This is a genomic window from Mitsuokella multacida DSM 20544 (assembly GCF_000155955.1).
Classification (GTDB): Bacteria; Bacillota; Negativicutes; order Selenomonadales; family Selenomonadaceae; genus Mitsuokella; species Mitsuokella multacida.
Genome location: NZ_GG697142.2, coordinates 741023 through 759430 on the forward strand (window position 1 = coordinate 741023; position 18408 = coordinate 759430).

Consider the following 18408-nt stretch of genomic DNA (forward strand, 5'->3'; position numbering starts at 1 on the left):
GGGTCCAGCGAGAAATTGAGAACAGGAGAAAGGTGGAGTTTTATGCCGAATAAGGTGATCAATCTGCAGGACAGTTTCCTCAATCAGGTCCGCAAGGAGAATGTTCCCGTGACCATCCATCTGGTCAATGGTTTCCAGATCAAGGGCAGTGTGCGCGGTTTTGATAATTTCACGGTCGTGCTCGATGTCATGGGCAAGCAACAGATGGTCTACAAGCATGCCATCTCGACTATCACGCCGGCACATCCGATTGCAGGGACGTTTGGCGCCGATCATCCGGATAAGAAATCGGAGAATGCCTGAAACACCATGATTCTTGAAGGTCCTTCCACGTCTGATGGGAAGGGCCTTTTATCATCTGGCAGGCGTGCCATATCAATATAGATTAGATCGATCAGCGAAAGGATGAATGAGATGAAGACGAGGGGATTCGAGATTGTATCGAAGTATCAGGGTCGCGGCATCGAGCTGCCGCAGCGCAAGACGGCGGCAAGTGCCGGCTACGACCTGCAGGCAGCGCGCACGGTCGTCATCGAGCCGGGGCAGATGGCAATGGTGCCGACGGGACTCAAGGCGTACATGCAGAGCGATGAGGTGCTGGCCATCCACATCCGCTCGAGCCTCGCCATCAAGCGCGGCCTCATGCTCGCCAATCACGTTGGCATTGTCGATGCGGATTACTATAATAATGAAGCGAACGAGGGCCACATCTTCATCGCGCTCTGGAACCGCGGCAAGGAACCCGTGGAGATCGAGGGCGGCGAGCGCATCGCGCAGGGCATCTTCCTGAAGTACCTGACGGCCGACGGCGATATGGCCGGCGAGGGCGAAGTGCGCCGGGGCGGCTTCGGTTCGACGGGACGGTGACGGCGCATGGACAACGATAACGATAGCCTGGACCTCTTTGCTGAGCCGCCCGCGGACCCGCGCCGCAAAAGCGGCGGCAATCAGGTGGGAATCACTGCGGGCAGCGGCGCCATGCGGACGTTTGAGCCGCTCGCGCGCCGCATGCGTCCGCGCAATTTCGACGAGTTCGTCGGCCAGCAGGAGGCGGTCGGGCGCGGCCACTTCCTGCGCCGCATGATCGAGATGGACCAGATCCCGTCCATCATCTTCTACGGGCCGCCGGGCACGGGCAAGACGACGCTCGCGCAGATGATTGCCGCGATGACGGACAGCGCGTTTGAGAAGCTCAATGCGGTCTCGGCGGGCATCAGCGACCTGCGGCGCATCGTCAAGGAGGCGGATGAGGCGCGCCGCTACTACCAGCGCCGCACAATCGTCTTCATCGACGAGATCCACCGCTTCAACAAGAGCCAGCAGGATGTACTGCTGCCCTACGTCGAGGATGGCCGGCTCATCCTCATCGGCGCGACGACGGAGAATCCCTTCTTCGAGGTCAACCATGCCTTGCTCTCGCGCGTGCGCATCGTGCGGCTCTACCAGCTGACGGATGCGCAGCTCGTCGAGGTCCTGCGCCGGGCGCTCAAGGATGAGGAGCGCGGCCTTGGCGGCCAGCACGTCGAGGTGCCGGACGAGGTGCTGCTGGCGATGGCGCAGATTGCGGGCGGCGATGCCCGCATGGCGCTCAATCTGCTCGAGGGAGCGGCGGCGATGCTGCCGACGACGGGCGGCACGGTCACCTTGGACATGCTCGAGGAAATCACGGGCGAGCGCGTGCAGCGCTATGACAAGACGGGCGACAACCACTACGATACGGCTTCTGCCTTCATCAAGAGCATGCGCGGCAGCGACCCCGACGCGGCGCTTCACTACCTCGCGCGCATGCTCGCGGCCGGCGAGGACGTCAAGTTCATCGCGCGGCGCATCGTCATCTGCGCGTCGGAGGATGTCGGCAATGCCGACCCGATGGCACTGCCGCTCGCGATGGCAGCGGCTGAGGCCGTGCAGTTCGTCGGCATGCCGGAGGCGCGCATCACGCTCGCGCAGGCCGTGACCTACATCGCCTCGGCGCCGAAGAGCAACGCGGCCTACCTCGGCATCGACGCGGCGCTCAAGGACGTGCGGACGAAGGACTGCGGCACGGTGCCGAAGCACCTGCGCGACGCGCACTACAAGGGGGCGGCGGCGCTCGGTCACGGACAGTCGTACCGTTATCCGCATGATTACCCCAATCACTTCGAAGCACAGGACTACCTGCCCGACAAGATCCGCACGGCGCATTACTACGAGCCGACGGACATCGGCCGCGAGAAAGTGCTGCACGACTACCTCAGGAAGTGCTGGCCCGAGCGCTTTTGACAGCAGGGGGTATTTCTGCTATATTGTCATATATAAATCCTAGGGATTCACTCGGGATTCCGTTTCATTCTAGATATGAGGTGCATCATGAAGATATCGACGAAAGGAAGATACAGTGTGACGGCGCTCTACGAGCTCGCACTCCGCTACGGTGAGGGCGCTGTGTCCCTGAAGAGCATCGCGACGAGCCAGGGACTTTCGGAGAATTATCTCGAACAGCTCATGGCGCCGCTGCGCCGGGCCGGCATCGTCAAGAGCGTGCGCGGCGCGCAGGGCGGCTACATGCTCGCGCGCGACCCGAAGGAGATCACGATTGGCGAGATCATCACGACGGTCGAGGGGCCGATCGCGCTTGTCGACTGCCTGCTGACGAGTGCCGAGTCGGCGGAGCAGCCGTGCGACCGTGCCTGCGCCTGTGTGACGCGCGGCGTCTGGGAGAAGGTCTGCGACAGCATCAGCAACGTCCTCAACCACATCACGCTCTACGACCTCTGCACCGATCATCCAGAACAGGCAAAGAAGGTGGGGTGCGCGCGATGAAGCCGGTCTACCTCGATTACGCGGCGACGACGCCCGTCGATGCGCGCGTCGTCCAGAAGATGCTGCCGTACTTCTGCGAGCAGTTCGGCAATCCCTCGAGCCTCTACGCCGCCGGCCGCGCGGCGCGTCAGTCCGTAAGCCAGGCGCGGCGCCAGCTCGCCGCTCTACTCGATGCTGAGCCGGATGAACTCTTCTTCACGAGCGGCGGCAGCGAGAGCGACAACTGGGTCATCCGCTCGCTGGCGGAGGAGGCCCTGCGCCATGGCGGCGGCCACATCATCACGACGAAGGTCGAGCACCATGCCGTGCTGCATGCCTGCGAGGCACTGCCGCAGGGCATCGAGGTGACGTACCTCGATGTCGACGCAGAGGGCCGCGTCCGGCCCGAGCAGGTCAAGGAGGCCCTGCGGCCTGACACCTTCCTCGTCACCGTGATGACGGCCAACAACGAGGTCGGCACCATCGAGCCAATCGCCGCGATCGGTGCGCTCTGCCGCGCGCGCGGCGTCTTCTTCCATACGGACGCCGTGCAGGCCGTCGGCCACATCCCCGTCTCGGTCAAGGACTGGCAGGTCGATGCGCTCTCGCTCTCTGGGCATAAGCTCTACGGCCCCAAGGGCGTCGGTGCACTCTACCTGCGCCGCGGCCACAAGCTCGCGCCGCTGATCTATGGCGGCGCACAAGAGCGCGGCCTGCGGGCCGGCACGGAGAACACGGCGGGCATCGTCGGGCTAGGCTTTGCGGCCGCCATCGCAGAGGCGGAGCTTCACGAGGAGAGCGGCCGCCTGCAGGCGCTGCGCGACCACCTCTTCGCCTTGCTCCAAGAGATCTCGGGCGTGCAGCTCAACGGCGCGCAGGACAATCGGCTGCCGGGCAACCTCAATGTCGCCATCGAGGGCGTCGACCAAGAGACGCTGCTCATCCGGTTCGACCTCATGGGCTTTGCCGTCTCCGCGGGCAGCGCCTGCAGTGCGGGATCGCTTGAGCCATCGCACGTCCTGACGGCGATGGGGCAGACGCCCGAGCAGGCGGCGCAGGCCATCCGCGTGACGCTCGGGCGCTTCACGACGGAAGAGGAGGTCGAAGCCTTCGCCAAGGCCCTCGGCCAGGCCGTCCACGATATCCGCAGGCAGGCAGTCTGATGCTTGCCTGTGTTTTTTGTCAACATAAATTTGTTTTCAGAAAAACAATCATGTATAATGAGATGAGGTGCTCAAAGCACATCATTTCAAGGAGGAATCACGATGTTAGGAGATACACTGCGCGAGGCGCGGGAAAAACAAGGTCTGACCTACAAGGATATCGAGAAGGGCACGAGCATCCGTGCTCTCTACATTGAATACATCGAGAAGGGCGAGTACGACGAGCTGCCGGGCGACGTCTACACGAAGGGCTTCATCCGCAGCTATGCGAACTTCCTGAAGCTCGACGCCAATGCGCTCGTGCAAGCATTCACGGCAGAGCGCCACAAGGGCGCAGCTCCTGCTGCACAGCAGAAGCCGTCTGCCCCGAAGGCCGCTCCGGTGAAGCCGCAGGCAAAGAAGCCGGCGGCAAAGCCTGTCGAGAAAGTCGAGAACGTTGCGAAAGCTGAAAAGGCTGAGAAGGTCGAGAAGACTGCTTCGGAGCAGCCGGCCGCTCCAAAGCAGGAAGCTGCGCCGCGCAAGGCACCGGTCCAGCCGAAGGCGACTGCCGTAAAGCCGCAGCCGAAACAGCAGCCGAAGAAGGCGCCAGCCAGCAAGCCAGCCGCACCGCGCTTCACGGCGCAGGACTTCAACGAGCCGAAGCGCTCGAATGGCAAGCTCATCGCCATCGTGGCCATCGTGCTCGTCGTGCTCGCCGGCGCCGTCTATGCGCTCTCGGGAAGCGACGACAGCGCCAAGAAGCCGGCCACGCAGCAGACGCAGCAGGTCGAGGCACCGGCACCGAAGACGTATGACGGCGTCGAGGTCACGGCGACCTTCACGGCCGACTGCTGGCTCGAGGTCAAGGCCGATGGCAAGACCGTCTATGAAGGCACGCTCAAGAAGGGCGACAGCCAGACCTGGAAGGGCACGGACAAGGTCACGGTCCGCGTGGGCGATGCCGGCGCGGTGTCGTTCTCGGTCAACGGCAAGGACCTCGGCACGGCCGGCAAGACGGGCCAGGTTGCCAATAAGACCTTCACGAAGGACGGCAACTGATGAAAGGCTTCTTACCGATCTGCCGGCGTGACATGGAGGAGCGCGGCTGGCACGAGCTCGACTTCGTCTTCATCTCGGGCGATGCCTACGTCGACCATCCGAGCTTCGGCCCGGCCATCATCTGCCGCTTGCTCGAGAAGCACGGCTACAAGGTCGGCATCATCCCGCAGCCGGACTGGCACAGTACGAAGGACTTCGACCGCCTCGGCAAGCCGCGGCTCGGCTTCCTCGTCTCGGCAGGCAACATGGATTCGCTGCTCAACAAGTTCACGGCGGCCAAGAAGGTCCGCCATGAGGACGCGTATTCGCCGGGCGGCCAGGCCGGCCACCGGCCGGAACGCGCGACGATCGTCTACTGCAACCGCCTGCGCGAGCTCTATCCCGATGTGCCGATCATCATCGGCGGCATCGAGGCGAGCCTGCGGCGCATGGCGCATTACGATTACTGGTCGAATGCCATCCGCCGCTCCATCCTCGTCGACAGCCAGGCCGACCTCTTGATCTACGGCATGGGCGAGCGCGCCATCCTCGAGATTGCCGCTGACCTGCAGCAGGGCGTCGAGGTTGCGAACATCCAGGACGTCCACGGCACCTGCTATCGCGTGCCCAACAAGGATTACGCCTGGGACTACATCGAGCTGCCTTCCTTCGAGGCCGTCCGCAAGGACAAGAAGACCTTTGCGGAGGCGTTCAAGATCGAGTACCTCGAGCAGGACCCGATCCGCGGCAGGAAGCTCCTGCAGCAGAACGACGAGTGGTGTGTCGTGCAGAACCCGCCGGCCATGCCGCTCTCGGAGGAGCAGATGGATGAGGTCTACGGGCTGCCCTACATGCGCACGTACCATCCCATCTACGAGAAGGCGGGCGGCGTGCCGGCCATCAAGGAAGTCCAGTTCAGCCTCGTCTCGCAGCGCGGCTGCTTCGGCGGCTGCAACTTCTGCGCGATCATCTCGCATGAGGGGCGCATCATCCAGCGCCGCAGCCATGCGTCGCTCATCCGCGAGGCGAAGATCTTGACGCATATGAAGGGCTTCAAGGGCTACATCCACGATGTCGGCGGCCCGACGGCCAATTTCCGCCGCACGTCGTGTGACGGTCAGCTCAAGCGCGGCACCTGCCGCGGCAAGCCGTGCCTCTCGCCGGAGCCGTGCAAGCTGCTCGTGGCTGACCACAGCGACTACATCAAGCTGCTGCGCGAGCTGCGCAGCCTGCCGGGCGTCAAGAAGGTCTTCGTGCGCTCCGGCATCCGCTTCGACTACCTCCTGCTCGCCAAGGACGACTTCCTCTACGAGCTTTGCAAGTATCACGTCAGCGGCCAGCTCAAGATTGCGCCGGAGCACATCTCGGACCGCGTGACGCGCCTCATGGGCAAGTCGAACTGCGCTGTCTACCTGCGCTTCGTCGAGAAATTCCGCCGCATGAACGAGCGCCTCGGCAAGAAGCAGTACCTCGTGCCGTACTTCATGTCGAGCCATCCGGGCTCAGAGCTCAGCGACGCCGTCGAGCTCGCGGAGTTCATCCGCGACATGGGCTACCATCCGCAGCAGGTGCAGGACTTCATCCCGACGCCGGGCACGCTGTCGACCTGCATGTGGTACACGGGGATAGACCCGATGACGGGCGAGAAGGTCTACTCGGCCAAGAGCTATGAAGAGAAGAGAATGCAGCGGGCACTCATGCAGTACTGGCTGCCGAAGAATCATGAGATCGTTCGGAAAGCCCTGCACCTTGCCCATCGCGAGGACCTCATCGGCTTCGGGCCGAAGTGCCTCGTGCGCCCGCGCAGAGAGACGAGGCCGGCAAAACCGGCAAAGAAGGTGTAAGTATGCGATGTCCTTATTGTAAACACGAAGACAGCCGCGTCATCGACTCGCGCGCGACGGATGACGGCATGACAATCCGCCGGCGCCGCGAGTGCAATGCCTGCGGCAAGCGCTTCACGACGTATGAAGTCGTCGAGAAGCTCCCGCTCATGGTCATCAAGCACGATGGCCGCCGCGAGGTCTTTAAGCGCGACAAGATCCTCAACGGCATCATACGGTCGTGTGACAAGCGAGATATCTCCATGGAGCGCATCCTGAATCTCGTCAACGAGATCGAGCGCGATATCCGCAACACGATGGACCGCGAGATCTCCTCGCAGGACATTGGCCGGCTCGTCATGGAGCATCTCAAGGACTTCGACGACGTCGCCTACATCCGCTTTGCCTCGGTCTACCGCAAGTTCGCCGACATCTCGAGCTTCCTCGAGGAGCTGCAGAACATGCAGCAGCGCAAGCAGCGCGCGCAGCAGGAGAGCTATAAAGACACGGAAAAGGCGGACAAGCCGGACAAATGAGTGGAGGAATCTGGATTTGGATTGGGAATTGAAACAGGAGCTCAAGAAGCAGCTGAAGGAGGAGCAGGGGTACTACATCTATCCCGTGGGCACGAGGACGCGCTTTGCCCTCGTCTATCCCAATTCTTACTTCGTCGGCATGTCGAATCTCGGCTTCCACATCATCTACGACCTGTTGAACAAGCGCAGCGACACGGCCTGTGAGCGCGTCTTCCTGCCGGAGCGCACGAAGATTGAGCGCTATGTGAATACGCGCACGCCGATCATGAGCATGGAGACGCAGTCGCCGCTCTACGACTTCGACTTGCTGGGCTTTGCCGTCTCGTTCGAGATGGACTACTTCAACATCCTGCAGCTCCTCTCGATGGGCAAGGTCAAGGCAAAGGCCGCTGAGCGCGGCGAGCGCGATCCCATCCTCGTCGCGGGCGGCCCGTGCCCGACGTTCAACCCCGAGCCGCTCGCCGCCATCTTCGATGCCTTCATCATCGGCGAGGGCGAGGTCATCATGCCCGCGCTGATGGACGCCTACCAAGCGGCCAAGCGCGAGGGGCTCCCGCGCAACGAGCTGCTGCAGAAGCTCGCGGAGGTGCCGGGCGTCTACGTGCCCTCGCTCTACGAGCATTGTTACGATGACGAGGGGCATCTGACGGCCATCGAGCCGCTTTCTGGCGCGCCGGCGGCCGTCTCGCGCCAGTGGGTGCACGACCTCGACGCGTATCCGGCGCACACGGTCGTCGTCACGGACAATACGGAGTTCAACTTCTACCTCATCGAGACGGCACGCGGCTGCGGCCGCCACTGCCGCTTCTGCATGGCGGGCTATTGCTTCCGCAAGCCGCGCAACCGGTCGCTTTCTGTCATCAACGAAGAGGTGCAGGAGGCGCTCAAGTACCGCAAGCGCATCGGCCTCATGGGCGCCGCAATCTCCGACTATCCGGAGATCGACGCGCTCTGCAAGGACATCCTCGGCGAGGGCCTCTCGATGTCCGTCGCCTCGTTCCGCGCCGACTCGGTGACGAAGGAGCTCGTCGACTCGCTGGCAGAGTCGGGACTCAAGACCCTGACGATGGCGCCGGAGGCCGGCAGCGACCGCATGCGCGCCGTCATCAACAAGGGCATCGAGGAACATCACCTGTTCCACTCGATGGATCTCGGCCTCTCGGCCGGCATCCGCAATTTCCGGCTCTACATCATGGTCGGGCTGCCATTCGAGGAAGAGGAGGACATCGACGCCATCATCGACCTAGCTGAGCGGCTCAAAGACTACATGGAAGCGCGCGGCAGCAAGGGCACGCTGACGCTCTCCGTCAATCCCTTCATCCCGAAGCCGTTCACGCCGTTCCAGTGGGAGCCGATGGCGGACCGCAAGACCGTAGAGAAGCGCCTGAAGCGCCTCGAGAAGACGCTGCGCCGGCGCAAGCACGTCGTCGTCAACATCGAGTCGCCCAAAGAGGCCTACATCCAGGGCGTGCTCTCGCGCGGCGACCGCCGCGTCGGCGAGGCGCTCATGCGCGCGCATGAGCTCGGCGGCAGCAAGGCCTTCAAGCGCGCGCTGAAAGAGCTGCGCCTGGACCCTGCGTTCTATCTCTACCGCAAGCGGCCAGAGTCGGAACTCTTCCCGTGGGAGCGTCTCGACATGGGCTTCAAGAAGTCGTACCTTTATGAAGAACTCAAGCGGGCGGAGGCACTGAAGCCGACAATCCCGTGCTTTGAGGGCTGCCACCGCTGCGGTGTCTGCTGATTCTTTGCGTTTCTTGCTCTTGGAGGTGTTTCGATGAGCTTTTCTCTGATTGAGATCGATCCAGTCTATCATGTCTACAGCGGCCAGTTCTCCTCATTCCCGGAGGAGATTGCCGTTCATGGCCTCTCGTGCCGCAGGGGCGGCGTGAGTGAAGCGCCCTGGGCGTCGCTCGACCTCGGGCTCCACGTCGGGGATGACCCCGCGGCCGTCATCGCGAACCGCCGCCGCTACCTCGCGGCCCTCGGGCTCGACGCTTCGCAGCTCGTGACGCCGGAGCAGGTGCACGGCGAGGCCATCGCGCGCGTCGGCAGCAGGGAGGCTGGCCGCGGCGCACTCTTGTACGCGGATTCCATCGCGCAGACGGACGCCCTGATCACGGATGAGCCGGGCCTGCCGCTGCTGCTCTGCTTTGCGGACTGCACGCCCATCCTGTTCCTCGACCCGGTCCACCGCGCGGTGGGCATCGCGCACGGCGGCTGGAAGGGCACGGTGCGCCGCATCGCTGCCAAGACCGTCCTGCGCATGCAACAGGAGTTCGGCACGCGGCCGGAGGAGCTGCTCGCCGCCATCGGGCCTTCCATCGGTCCGTGCTGCTATGAGGTCGGCCCTGAGGTCGAGCGGCAGTTCAAGGAAGCGTTCCCGGGCCATGAAGCCGAGCTCTTCTCGCATCCCGACGAAGAGGGCGGCACGCACCTGAGCCTCTGGGCGGCCAACCGCCTGCAGTTCGAGGAGGCCGGCGTCCTGCCGGAGCACATCGACGAGGCGCGTTGCTGCACCGCCTGCCATCACGAGGACTTCTTCTCCTATCGCGCAGACGGCGGCAGGACGGGGCGCCTCGGGGCCGTCATCGCCCTGCGCCCCGCCTGAGACAGCAGGCAGCCTTTCATCATTCCACGCTATCATTTTTCATATCCACAAAAACGGGGGAAGTCTCATGATTGCAGAAAATCTCCATCAAGTTGAACAGCATATAAAAGAAGCCATGGCGCGCCGCACGCGCGTGCCGAAGGATGCGCCCGTGAAGCTCGTCGCCGTCACGAAGAACCACGATGTCGAGGCCATGCGCGAGGCCATCGATGCCGGTGCCACTGACATCGGCGAGAACCGCATCCAGGAGGCCAAGAGCAAATTCGATATCCTCGACCGCGATGTCACCTGGCATCTCATCGGCCACCTGCAGACCAACAAGGCGAAGCAGGCCGTCAAGTACTTCAGCCTGATCCACTCCGTCGATTCGGAGCACCTCGCGCGCGCCCTCGACAAGGAGGCGGGCAAGATCGGCAAGTGCCAGGACGTCCTCGTGCAGGTCAACCTCGCGAAGGAGGACAGCAAGTCGGGCATCTACAAGGAGGACCTGCGTCCGCTCCTCGACCTCGTCGATGCGCTGCCAAACCTCCGCCTGCGCGGCCTCATGTGCATCGCGCCGAACTACGCGGACGTCGAAGCGTGCCGCCCGCTGTTCCACGAGATGTATGAAATTTTCCAGCAGGTAAAGGAGATTCCCTTCAAGACCGCGAATATATCCTATTTATCGATGGGTATGACACACGATTACCAGATCGCGGTAGAGGAAGGGGCCAACATCGTCCGCGTGGGGACGGCCATCTTCGGCCCGCGTCAGTACTAGGGGCAACATAAGAGATTTTGAGGGGTGTTTCAGATGAATGTGATCGATAAGATTTGTGGCAAGTTCGGCATCTCGGACCCGGATGAGGACGAGAAGCTGGCCTTGGCCGAAGAAGAAGAGAGGGAACGCGAGCGCAACCAGAGGCGCGCCGCAGAGCAGAAGGAGGAAGAAGCGTTGGGGAACAATCGAGATCATCAGGAGAAAGAGACGAGCAATGTAGTCAATCTTCATTCTGGTGCATCGGTCCGCGAGAATGTCGTAGCCGCACAGATGAAAGTCATCATCATCGAGCCGAAGACGTTTGACGACGCGCAGCAGGTCGCGAACAACCTGCGCGAGCGCAAGCCGGTCGTCATCAATTTCGAGCACACGGATGCGGAGTCGGCCAAGCGCATCATCGACTTCATCAGCGGCACGACGTATGCCCTGAACGGTGAGATCAAGAAGGTCGGCCACAACGTCTTCCTCTGCGCGCCGAGCAACGTCAACGTGACGTACACGGAAGAGGAGCGCAAGGTGTCGGCAGAGATGCCCTGGCTCAAGAAGTAAGCAGGGATTTTTATCAGGGATATAGGGGGCTTTTCTATGAGCATGGATTTGCGCGTCGGCTTCATCGGCGGCGGTGCGATGGCAGAGGCCATCGTCGCCGGCATCGTGCAGGGCACGGTCAGCCCGTCGGACATCTACGTATCTGACCACAAGGAAGCGCGCTGCCAGCAGCTCGCTGAGCAGTACGGCATCCACGCGAGCGTCGGCGCAGACTCGTTTATCGGTAATGTCGACGTCCTCTTCCTCGCGGTCAAGCCGCAGGTCGCGGACAAGGCCATCGCCGAAGTCAGGGACAAGGTCGGCAGCAAGACGCTGATTCTCTCCATCGTCGCGGGCCTGACGCTCGATGTGCTCGAGGCGTCATTTGCCGAGCAGCCCGTCGTGCGCATCATGCCGAACACGCCGCTCTCCGTCGGCGCCGGCATGTCGGCCTTCGCCTGCGGCACGCGTGCGGGCCGGACTGAGGCGGCCGTCGTTTCCGAGCTGCTGTCGGCAGCAGGACGGGCCGTCGAAGTCGCAGAGTCGGCGATGGATGCCGTGACGGGCCTCTCGGGCAGCGGCCCGGCGTACGTCTTCCTGCTCATCGACGCGCTGTCGGACGGCGGCGTGGCGGCGGGACTCAAGCGCGATGCGGCGACGCTCTTGGCGGCGCAGACCGTCTACGGCGCCGCCAAGATGGTGCTCGAGACAGGCAAGCATCCCGATGTCCTGCGCGACCAGGTCACGAGCCCGGCCGGCACGACGATTGCCGGCGTGCGCGTGCTCGAGAATCGCGGCCTGCGCGGCGCGCTGATTGATGCGGTACTCGCTGCGACCGAGAAGTCCAGGGAATTAGGAAAGAAGTAAGAGAAGCAGATATGGCAAGTGAACAGAAAGAAAAACTCATACGGTTCTACAAGGGCACGGAAGGCGAGGAGACGGTCGTCAAGCTCGTCGACCTCGCAGAGGCCGTGCAGCGCAGCCAGAAATTCCGCCTGAGCGGCTTCCTCGACCCGTACGGGCAGGAGATCGCCGAGACGGTGGCGGCCAACTACCCGGGGCTGCGCGTCGATTTCGGCGGCGGCTATCAGGGTGCTGAGCGGGCGCGCGCGATGTACATCCACGAGGATTTCGCGGGCACGCCCTCTGGCTTTGACATCGCCTGCCTCAAGGCTTCGTGGAACGGCCAGTTCGCGCGCCTGAGCCACCGCGATGTACTCGGCGCCCTGATGGGGCTCGGCATCGAGCGCGATCGCCTCGGTGACCTTCTGGTGACGGCCGACTCCGTGCGCATCCTCTGCGACAGCAAGATGGCGGAGTACCTGCTCCAGAATCTCACGAAGATCGGCGCCGTCGGCGTCAGCTGTGAGATGGCCGATCTCGCGGGCATCGCGCCGCGCGAGGAACGCTGCAAGGAAATCCGCGCGACTGTCGCCTCGCTGCGCATCGACTCGATCGCCGCCTCGGGCTTCGGCTCGTCGCGGAGTCGCGCGGCCGCCGACATCGCTGCCGACAAGATGAAGCTCAACTGGCAGCCCGTCAAGAGCGCCTCGCAGACGGTCAAAGAGGGCGACATCATCTCGATGCGCGGCCGCGGCCGCCTCGAGGTCGCCGAGGTGCGCGGCCAGACGAAGAAGGGCCGCACCGTCGTCGTGCTCAAGCGCTATATCTGATTGCGCGCGATGCCCGGCTACTTGACCCGCATGAGAATTATCATGAGAATCGCATAGACTCATAAACAGACTCACATAGATGGGAGATCTTGATTTTGCTTACACCACTCGATATCCACAACAAAGAATTCAAGCGCAGCTTCCGCGGCTACAACGAAGATGAGATCGATGACTTCCTCGACCAGGTCGTCAACGACTACGAGAAACTCTTCCGCGAGAACGACAACCTCAAGGAAGAGCTCTCCCGCATGAAGAAGGACAATGCGCAGTACCAGAAGCTCGAGAACAACCTCAAGGAGACGCTGCTGATCGCGCAGAAGACGGCCAACGAGGTCACGGACACGGCCAAGCAGCACGCCGAGAACCTGCGTGAGAGCACGGCCAAGGAGTGCCAGAACATGCGCCGCGACGCCGAGATCTCGGCGCGCCAGATGGTCGAGGCTGCTGACCATCAGGTCAAGTCGGCTACGGTCGAGTACTGCCGCCTCGTCGAGGCCAAGTCGCAGTTCCTCTACCAGATCAAGGCCGCGCTCGAGTCGGAGCTCGCCGTGCTCCACGATGCCATCGACCGCCTGCCGCGCCAGCAGAGCGCTGAGCCGCAGCAGGAGGCGAAGGCCGAGGCACCTGCCGCACAGGATGCTGCACCGCAGCAGGGCGCTGCCGCAGCAGATGGCGCCGTGCAGAAAGGCTGAGACGACGCATGGCGCTTGCATTATTTGCCCTGATCCTCGCCGTCGACCAGCTGACGAAGTACGCCATCAGCACCGTCTTCCTGCCGGGGGAGAGCCTGCCCGTCGTGCCGCACATCTTCCACATCACCTATGTGCTGAACCCGGGCGCTGCCTTTGGCATGCTGCCACAGGCGCGTTGGTTCTTCATCCTCGCGGCAGCGGCGCTGATCCTCGCCTTTCTTGCCTATCACAGGCGGCTCAAGAAGGAGCCCGCCGCGTTCTACTACGGCTGCGTCGCCATGCTCGCGGGCGCCGTGGGCAACCTCGTCGACCGCATCCGCCAGGGCCTCGTCATCGACTTCTTCGATTTCCGCATCTGGCCGGTCTTCAATGTGGCCGACATCGCGATCGTGCTCGGCGTCGCGGGCATGATCTTTGCCATATTGTTCCGCATGAATGAGCGTGAATGATAAAACGATGCGGAAAGGAATGGATGAGTGAATATGTCAGATTCTACGAAAGTGTATACAGCAGACCAGGACGGCGAGCGCCTCGACCGCTTCCTCACGCGCATGGAGCCCACGCTCTCGCGCGCGCATGTCCAGAAGGTCATCGCGGAGGGGCAGGCGCTCGTCAGTGGCCGCGTGCGCAAGGCGAACTACAAGCTGCAGGCGGGGGAGAAAGTCACCTTCCATCTGCCCGAGGCGAAGCCCGTCGAGATCCTGCCGGAGGATATCCCGCTCGACATCCTCTATGAGGACAGCGACATCATCGTCATCAACAAGGCGCGCGGCATGGTCGTGCATCCGGCCACGGGCATCTACACGGGGACGCTCGTCAACGCACTGCTCTACCACTGCAAGGACCTCTCCGGCATCAACGGCGAGATCCGCCCGGGCATCGTCCACCGCCTCGATAAGGACACCTCGGGCGTCATGGTCGCCGCCAAGAACGATGCGGCGCATCTCGACCTCGCGGAGCAGATCCGCACGAAGGCGGCGCACCGCATCTACCGGGCTATCGTCTGCGGCAACATCCGCGAGGAGGCCGGTGTCATCAAGGGAGACATCGGCCGTCACCCGACGGACCGCAAGAAGATGGCCATCGTCCATGAGCATGGCAAGCCGGCCGTCACGCATTTCCGCGTGCTCGAGCGCTTCGGCGCCTACACGCTCGTTGAGTGCCGACTGGAGACGGGGCGCACGCATCAGATCCGCGTGCACATGGCGAGCATCGGGCATCCCGTCCTCGGCGACCCTAAGTACGGGCCGCGCAAGGCCTGCCCGTTTGCCATCAAGGGCCAGGCGCTGCACTCTCTGCAGCTAACCCTGACCCATCCGCGCACGCGCGAGGTCATGACCTTCACGGCGCCGCTGCCAGAGGACATGGAGAAGATACTCAAGGCACTGCGCGCCAAATTCCAGCGCTGACAGCCGATAATCGATAACCGACAACTGATGGAAGTTTGATTTATTTTGGGAGGGATTTCTATGCCAGTATTGACCGATAAGACCGTCATCATGGATTCCGAGGGGATCCGCCGCGCCCTCACGCGCATCTCGCATGAGATTGTCGAGCGCAACAAGGGCGTGGACAACATCGTCATTGTGGGCATCCGCACGCGCGGCGTGCCGATTGCGGAGCGCATCGCTGCCAATATCGAGCATATCGAGGGCAAGAAGCCGCCGGTCGGCGTCCTCGACATCACGCTCTACCGCGATGACCTCTCGTCCCTCTCGTATCAGCCAATCGTCCATCAGACGGAGCTGCCTGTCGACATCACGGACAAGACCATCGTGCTCGTCGACGACGTGCTCTACACGGGCCGCACGATCCGCGCGGCTCTCGATGCCATCATCGATATGGGGCGCCCAAAGGCCATCCAGCTGGCTGTGCTCGTCGACCGCGGCCACCGCGAGCTGCCAATCCGCGCGGACTTCGTCGGCAAGAACGTGCCGACGTCCTCGCATGAGGTCGTCAGCGTGCAGCTCAGCACGATCGACCAGGCCGAGAAGGTCGTCATCCGCGAATTCCGCGACGAGAAAGAAAAATGAATCCGCTTCATTTTTCTCTTGACATGCGCTATGCAGATGCGGTATGATGAATATATCAAGCAGAATAGTGAACTCACATCCAGAGCGGCGGAGGGACTGGCCCGATGAAACCGCGGCAACCATTGACTTCGTCAAAACGGTGCCAATTCCTTTAGGTCCGGCCTATAAGATGAGAGTGCGATAAAGAGCTCTCTTTTTATAGAGAGCTCCTTTTTATGCAGGAAAAAGGGAAGGGCTGCGAGCTCGTGAGTCCGACTTGAAATGGAGTAGACTCGTAAAATTACGTATGGTTTGAATGAAAAGGAGGTTTCTCTTTTGAGCAAGAAACGCATGTTATTCACCTCGGAATCGGTCACGGAAGGTCATCCGGATAAGATGGCCGACCAGATCTCGGACAGCATCCTCGATGCCATCCTCGCACAGGACCCGAACGGCCGCGTGGCCTGCGAGACGCTCGTGACGACGGGCCAGGTCCACGTCGTCGGCGAGGTCTCGACGAACTGCTACGTCGATATCCCGAAGATCATTCGCGAGACGGTGCGCGAGATCGGCTACACGCGTGCCAAGTACGGCTTTGATGCCGACACCTGCGGCATCCTCGTCTCGCTCGACGAGCAGTCGCCGGACATCGCGCAGGGCGTCGACAAGGCGCTCGAGGCGCGCGAGGGCGACATGGATGTCGAAGACGCCATCGGCGCAGGCGACCAGGGCATGATGTTCGGCTATGCGACGAACGAGACGGAAGAGTACATGCCGCTGACCATCGCGCTTGCACACCGCCTTGCACGCCGCCTCGCAGAGGTCCGCAAGGACGGCACGCTTTCGTACCTGCGCCCGGACGGCAAGACGCAGGTCACGGTGCTCTACGAAGATGGCAAGCCGGTTGCTGTCGACACGATCGTCATCTCGACGCAGCACGATGAAGATGTGGAGCTCGCCAAGATCCGCAAAGACCTCATCGAGCACGTCATCAAGGCCGTCGTCCCGGCTGAGCTGCTGACGGACGAGACGAAGATTTTCGTCAATCCGACGGGCAAGTTTGTCATCGGCGGCCCGCAGGGCGATTCGGGCCTGACGGGCCGCAAGATCATCGTCGACACGTACGGCGGCTGGGCACGCCATGGCGGCGGTGCATTCTCGGGCAAAGACCCCACGAAGGTCGACCGCAGCGCAGCCTATGCAGCGCGCTACGTCGCCAAGAACATCGTCGCTGCCGGCCTTGCTGACCGCTGCGAGATCCAGCTGGCCTACGCCATCGGCGTCGCCCATCCGGTCTCCATCATGGTCGACACCTTCGGCACCAACAAGGTCGACGAGGACACGATCGAGGCGCTCGTCAAGAAGCACTTCGACCTGCGCCCGGCCGGCATCATCAAGATGCTCGACCTGCGCCGCCCCATCTACAAGCAGACCGCAGCTTACGGCCACTTCGGCCGCACCGACGTCGACCTGCCGTGGGAGCATACGGACAAGGCAGCCGTCCTGCGCGAGGAAGCTGGCCTCTGAGCCAACAGGCCATACCCATCTGGACAATCGAAAAGCCGTTTCTCTTTGTGAGAAACGGCTTTTTTGCATGCTTGGGCTGTAATCTGTGCTCAGCTGGTCTGTTTCTTGGCGGGCAGCAGGAAGGTGGCGCCGGCGCAGATGGCGGCGATGAGGACGAGCAGGCCCATGACGGCGGTGAGGCCGTAGGTGTCGGCGTAGTGGCCGAGGGCGGGGGCGATGATGCCGCCGATGCTCATCGAGATGCCGAGCGTGACGCCGGAGGCGAAGCCGATGTTCTTGGCGAGGTATTCCTGGCCGAGGACGACGAATGAGGAGTACGGCGCGAGCATGGCAACGCTCATCGGCAGCAGCATGGCGTAGACGGCGTAGATGCTGTGGGAGAAGACGGCGATGGCGAGGAACGGGACGAGCAGGACGCTGCCGAGCCGCAGTGTCCTGCGGTAGCCGTGGCGGTCGGCGAACCAGCCGCCGAAGAGCGTGGCGGCGACGCCCGCGATGCTGATGATGGAGAGCGTCATCGAGCCGATGGCCTCGCTCGAGCCGAGCACCTGGATGCAGAAGAGCGGCAGGAAGCTCGAGATGCCAGTGAAGACCGTCGAGCGGAAGAGGATGACGAAGAAGAGGCGGCCGAAGGCATGCCAGTCATTCATCGCGGCGGGGCTGCTGCTCGTCTGTTTGGCGCTGGCCGCCTCGGCCGCTGCACTCGCATTGGCCTCGATGGCGCGCCGCAGATGCGGGATGGCGAGGAGCAGCAGGAGGCTCATGCAGGCAGCGGTAATGCCGTAGAATGCGAGGCCGTGCATGCCGAACGTCGTGACGAGGAAGACGGCGAGCAGCGGGCCGAAGCCGAAACCACCGTTGCCGCCGACGCTGAAGATGCTCATGCCCTTGCCGCGCGCGCCCTGCGAGACGCCATTGACGCAGCGGGCGGCCTCCGGATGGAAGATGGAGGTCGCGATGCCCATGACCGTGACCGCAGCGAAGATCAGCCAGTAGTCGGAGACGAAGCCCGTGATGGCCAGCGAGGTGCCGGCAAAGAAGACGCCGACGGCCATGAACCACTGGCGCGAGCCCTTGTCGGCCAGATAGCCAAAAAGCGGCTGGATGACGGAGCTCAGGAACGAAGAAGCAAACATCAGGCCCGCGATGGCCGTGTAGTCCATGCCGTAGAAGCTTACGAAGAACGGCAGCAGCGCCGGCAGCGAACCGGTGTTGATGTCGTTGCTCAGATGCGCCGCAGCGAGCAGGTAGAGGTATTTCTTATTCAGAGAATCAAGTCCTTTCGTGG

20 protein-coding genes and 1 riboswitch are annotated in these 18408 nt (G+C 62.6%); of the genes, 19 read left to right on the forward strand and 1 reads right to left on the reverse strand.

Annotated features, from left to right (window positions below; genetic code table 11):
* Positions 1-42 precede the first annotated feature (42 nt).
* The 19 genes from hfq (at position 43) to metK (ending at position 17120) form a co-directional block, all read left to right on the forward strand.
* Positions 43-303 carry an RNA chaperone Hfq gene (hfq, locus tag MITSMUL_RS10320; RefSeq protein ID WP_005842459.1) on the forward strand — a complete coding sequence of 87 codons (261 nt, stop codon included), beginning with the start codon at positions 43-45 and terminating at the stop codon, positions 301-303.
* A 111-nt stretch (positions 304-414) separates the two neighbouring features.
* Positions 415-867, forward strand: a complete 453-nt coding sequence (gene dut / locus MITSMUL_RS10325) for a dUTP diphosphatase (RefSeq protein ID WP_040636234.1) — start codon at positions 415-417, stop codon at positions 865-867.
* A 6-nt stretch (positions 868-873) separates the two neighbouring features.
* A complete protein-coding gene (locus MITSMUL_RS10330) occupies positions 874-2262 on the forward strand; it encodes a replication-associated recombination protein A (RefSeq protein ID WP_005842463.1) in 1389 nt (462 codons plus the stop codon).
* A gap of 87 nt (positions 2263-2349) precedes the next feature.
* Positions 2350-2802 carry an RrF2 family transcriptional regulator gene (locus tag MITSMUL_RS10335; protein WP_040636235.1) on the forward strand — a complete coding sequence of 151 codons (453 nt, stop codon included), beginning with the start codon at positions 2350-2352 and terminating at the stop codon, positions 2800-2802.
* Entirely contained in the window at positions 2799-3944 is a 1146-nt protein-coding gene (locus tag MITSMUL_RS10340) for a cysteine desulfurase family protein (protein WP_005842467.1), read from the forward strand. The genes MITSMUL_RS10335 and MITSMUL_RS10340 overlap by 4 nt, the downstream gene beginning before the upstream one ends.
* Before the next feature lie 102 nt (positions 3945-4046).
* Positions 4047-4982, forward strand: coding sequence for a helix-turn-helix domain-containing protein (locus MITSMUL_RS12900; protein WP_005842469.1), 936 nt, complete (start codon positions 4047-4049; stop codon positions 4980-4982).
* Positions 4982-6805 (forward strand): YgiQ family radical SAM protein, encoded by a 1824-nt coding sequence (locus tag MITSMUL_RS10355; protein WP_005842471.1) that lies wholly within the window; start codon positions 4982-4984, stop codon positions 6803-6805. Before MITSMUL_RS12900 ends, MITSMUL_RS10355 begins: the two co-directional genes overlap by 1 nt.
* 2 nt (positions 6806-6807) lie before the next feature.
* Positions 6808-7320, forward strand: coding sequence for a transcriptional regulator NrdR (gene nrdR, locus MITSMUL_RS10360; protein WP_050751680.1), 513 nt, complete (start codon positions 6808-6810; stop codon positions 7318-7320).
* Positions 7321-7336: 16 nt separating this feature from the next.
* On the forward strand, positions 7337-9061 hold the full coding sequence (locus MITSMUL_RS10365) for a TIGR03960 family B12-binding radical SAM protein (RefSeq protein WP_005842475.1): 1725 nt from the start codon (positions 7337-7339) through the stop codon (positions 9059-9061).
* 33 nt (positions 9062-9094) lie between these two features.
* The gene (gene pgeF, locus MITSMUL_RS10370) at positions 9095-9928 is read left to right on the forward strand and encodes a peptidoglycan editing factor PgeF (protein WP_005842476.1); all 834 of its coding nucleotides are present in this window, start codon (positions 9095-9097) and stop codon (positions 9926-9928) included.
* A gap of 67 nt (positions 9929-9995) precedes the next feature.
* Positions 9996-10688, forward strand: a complete 693-nt coding sequence (locus MITSMUL_RS10375) for a YggS family pyridoxal phosphate-dependent enzyme (protein ID WP_005842477.1) — start codon at positions 9996-9998, stop codon at positions 10686-10688.
* A 33-nt stretch (positions 10689-10721) separates the two neighbouring features.
* Entirely contained in the window at positions 10722-11237 is a 516-nt protein-coding gene (locus MITSMUL_RS10380; protein ID WP_005842478.1) for a cell division protein SepF, read from the forward strand.
* A 36-nt stretch (positions 11238-11273) separates the two neighbouring features.
* Entirely contained in the window at positions 11274-12083 is an 810-nt protein-coding gene (proC, locus tag MITSMUL_RS10385) for a pyrroline-5-carboxylate reductase (RefSeq protein ID WP_005842479.1), read from the forward strand.
* Positions 12084-12094: 11 nt separating this feature from the next.
* Complete coding sequence (locus tag MITSMUL_RS10390; protein ID WP_005842480.1) at positions 12095-12889, forward strand: YlmH family RNA-binding protein; 795 nt, start codon at positions 12095-12097, stop codon at positions 12887-12889.
* A gap of 95 nt (positions 12890-12984) precedes the next feature.
* Positions 12985-13581 (forward strand): DivIVA domain-containing protein, encoded by a 597-nt coding sequence (locus tag MITSMUL_RS10395; protein ID WP_040636240.1) that lies wholly within the window; start codon positions 12985-12987, stop codon positions 13579-13581.
* Between the two features lie 8 nt (positions 13582-13589).
* The gene (gene lspA / locus MITSMUL_RS10400; RefSeq protein ID WP_005842482.1) at positions 13590-14030 is read left to right on the forward strand and encodes a signal peptidase II; all 441 of its coding nucleotides are present in this window, start codon (positions 13590-13592) and stop codon (positions 14028-14030) included.
* Positions 14031-14063: 33 nt separating this feature from the next.
* The gene (locus tag MITSMUL_RS10405) at positions 14064-14990 is read left to right on the forward strand and encodes an RluA family pseudouridine synthase (protein WP_005842483.1); all 927 of its coding nucleotides are present in this window, start codon (positions 14064-14066) and stop codon (positions 14988-14990) included.
* A 60-nt stretch (positions 14991-15050) separates the two neighbouring features.
* Positions 15051-15614, forward strand: a complete 564-nt coding sequence (gene pyrR, locus MITSMUL_RS10410) for a bifunctional pyr operon transcriptional regulator/uracil phosphoribosyltransferase PyrR (protein WP_005842484.1) — start codon at positions 15051-15053, stop codon at positions 15612-15614.
* Between the two features lie 72 nt (positions 15615-15686).
* Positions 15687-15790, forward strand: a riboswitch (SAM riboswitch).
* A 154-nt stretch (positions 15791-15944) separates the two neighbouring features.
* Positions 15945-17120, forward strand: coding sequence for a methionine adenosyltransferase (metK, locus tag MITSMUL_RS10415; protein WP_005842485.1), 1176 nt, complete (start codon positions 15945-15947; stop codon positions 17118-17120).
* A gap of 89 nt (positions 17121-17209) precedes the next feature.
* Here the strand turns inward: metK and MITSMUL_RS10420 are convergent, their stop codons facing one another.
* A complete protein-coding gene (locus MITSMUL_RS10420; RefSeq protein ID WP_040636242.1) occupies positions 17210-18388 on the reverse strand; it encodes an MFS transporter in 1179 nt (392 codons plus the stop codon).
* Between the last annotated feature and the right edge of the window lie 20 nt (positions 18389-18408).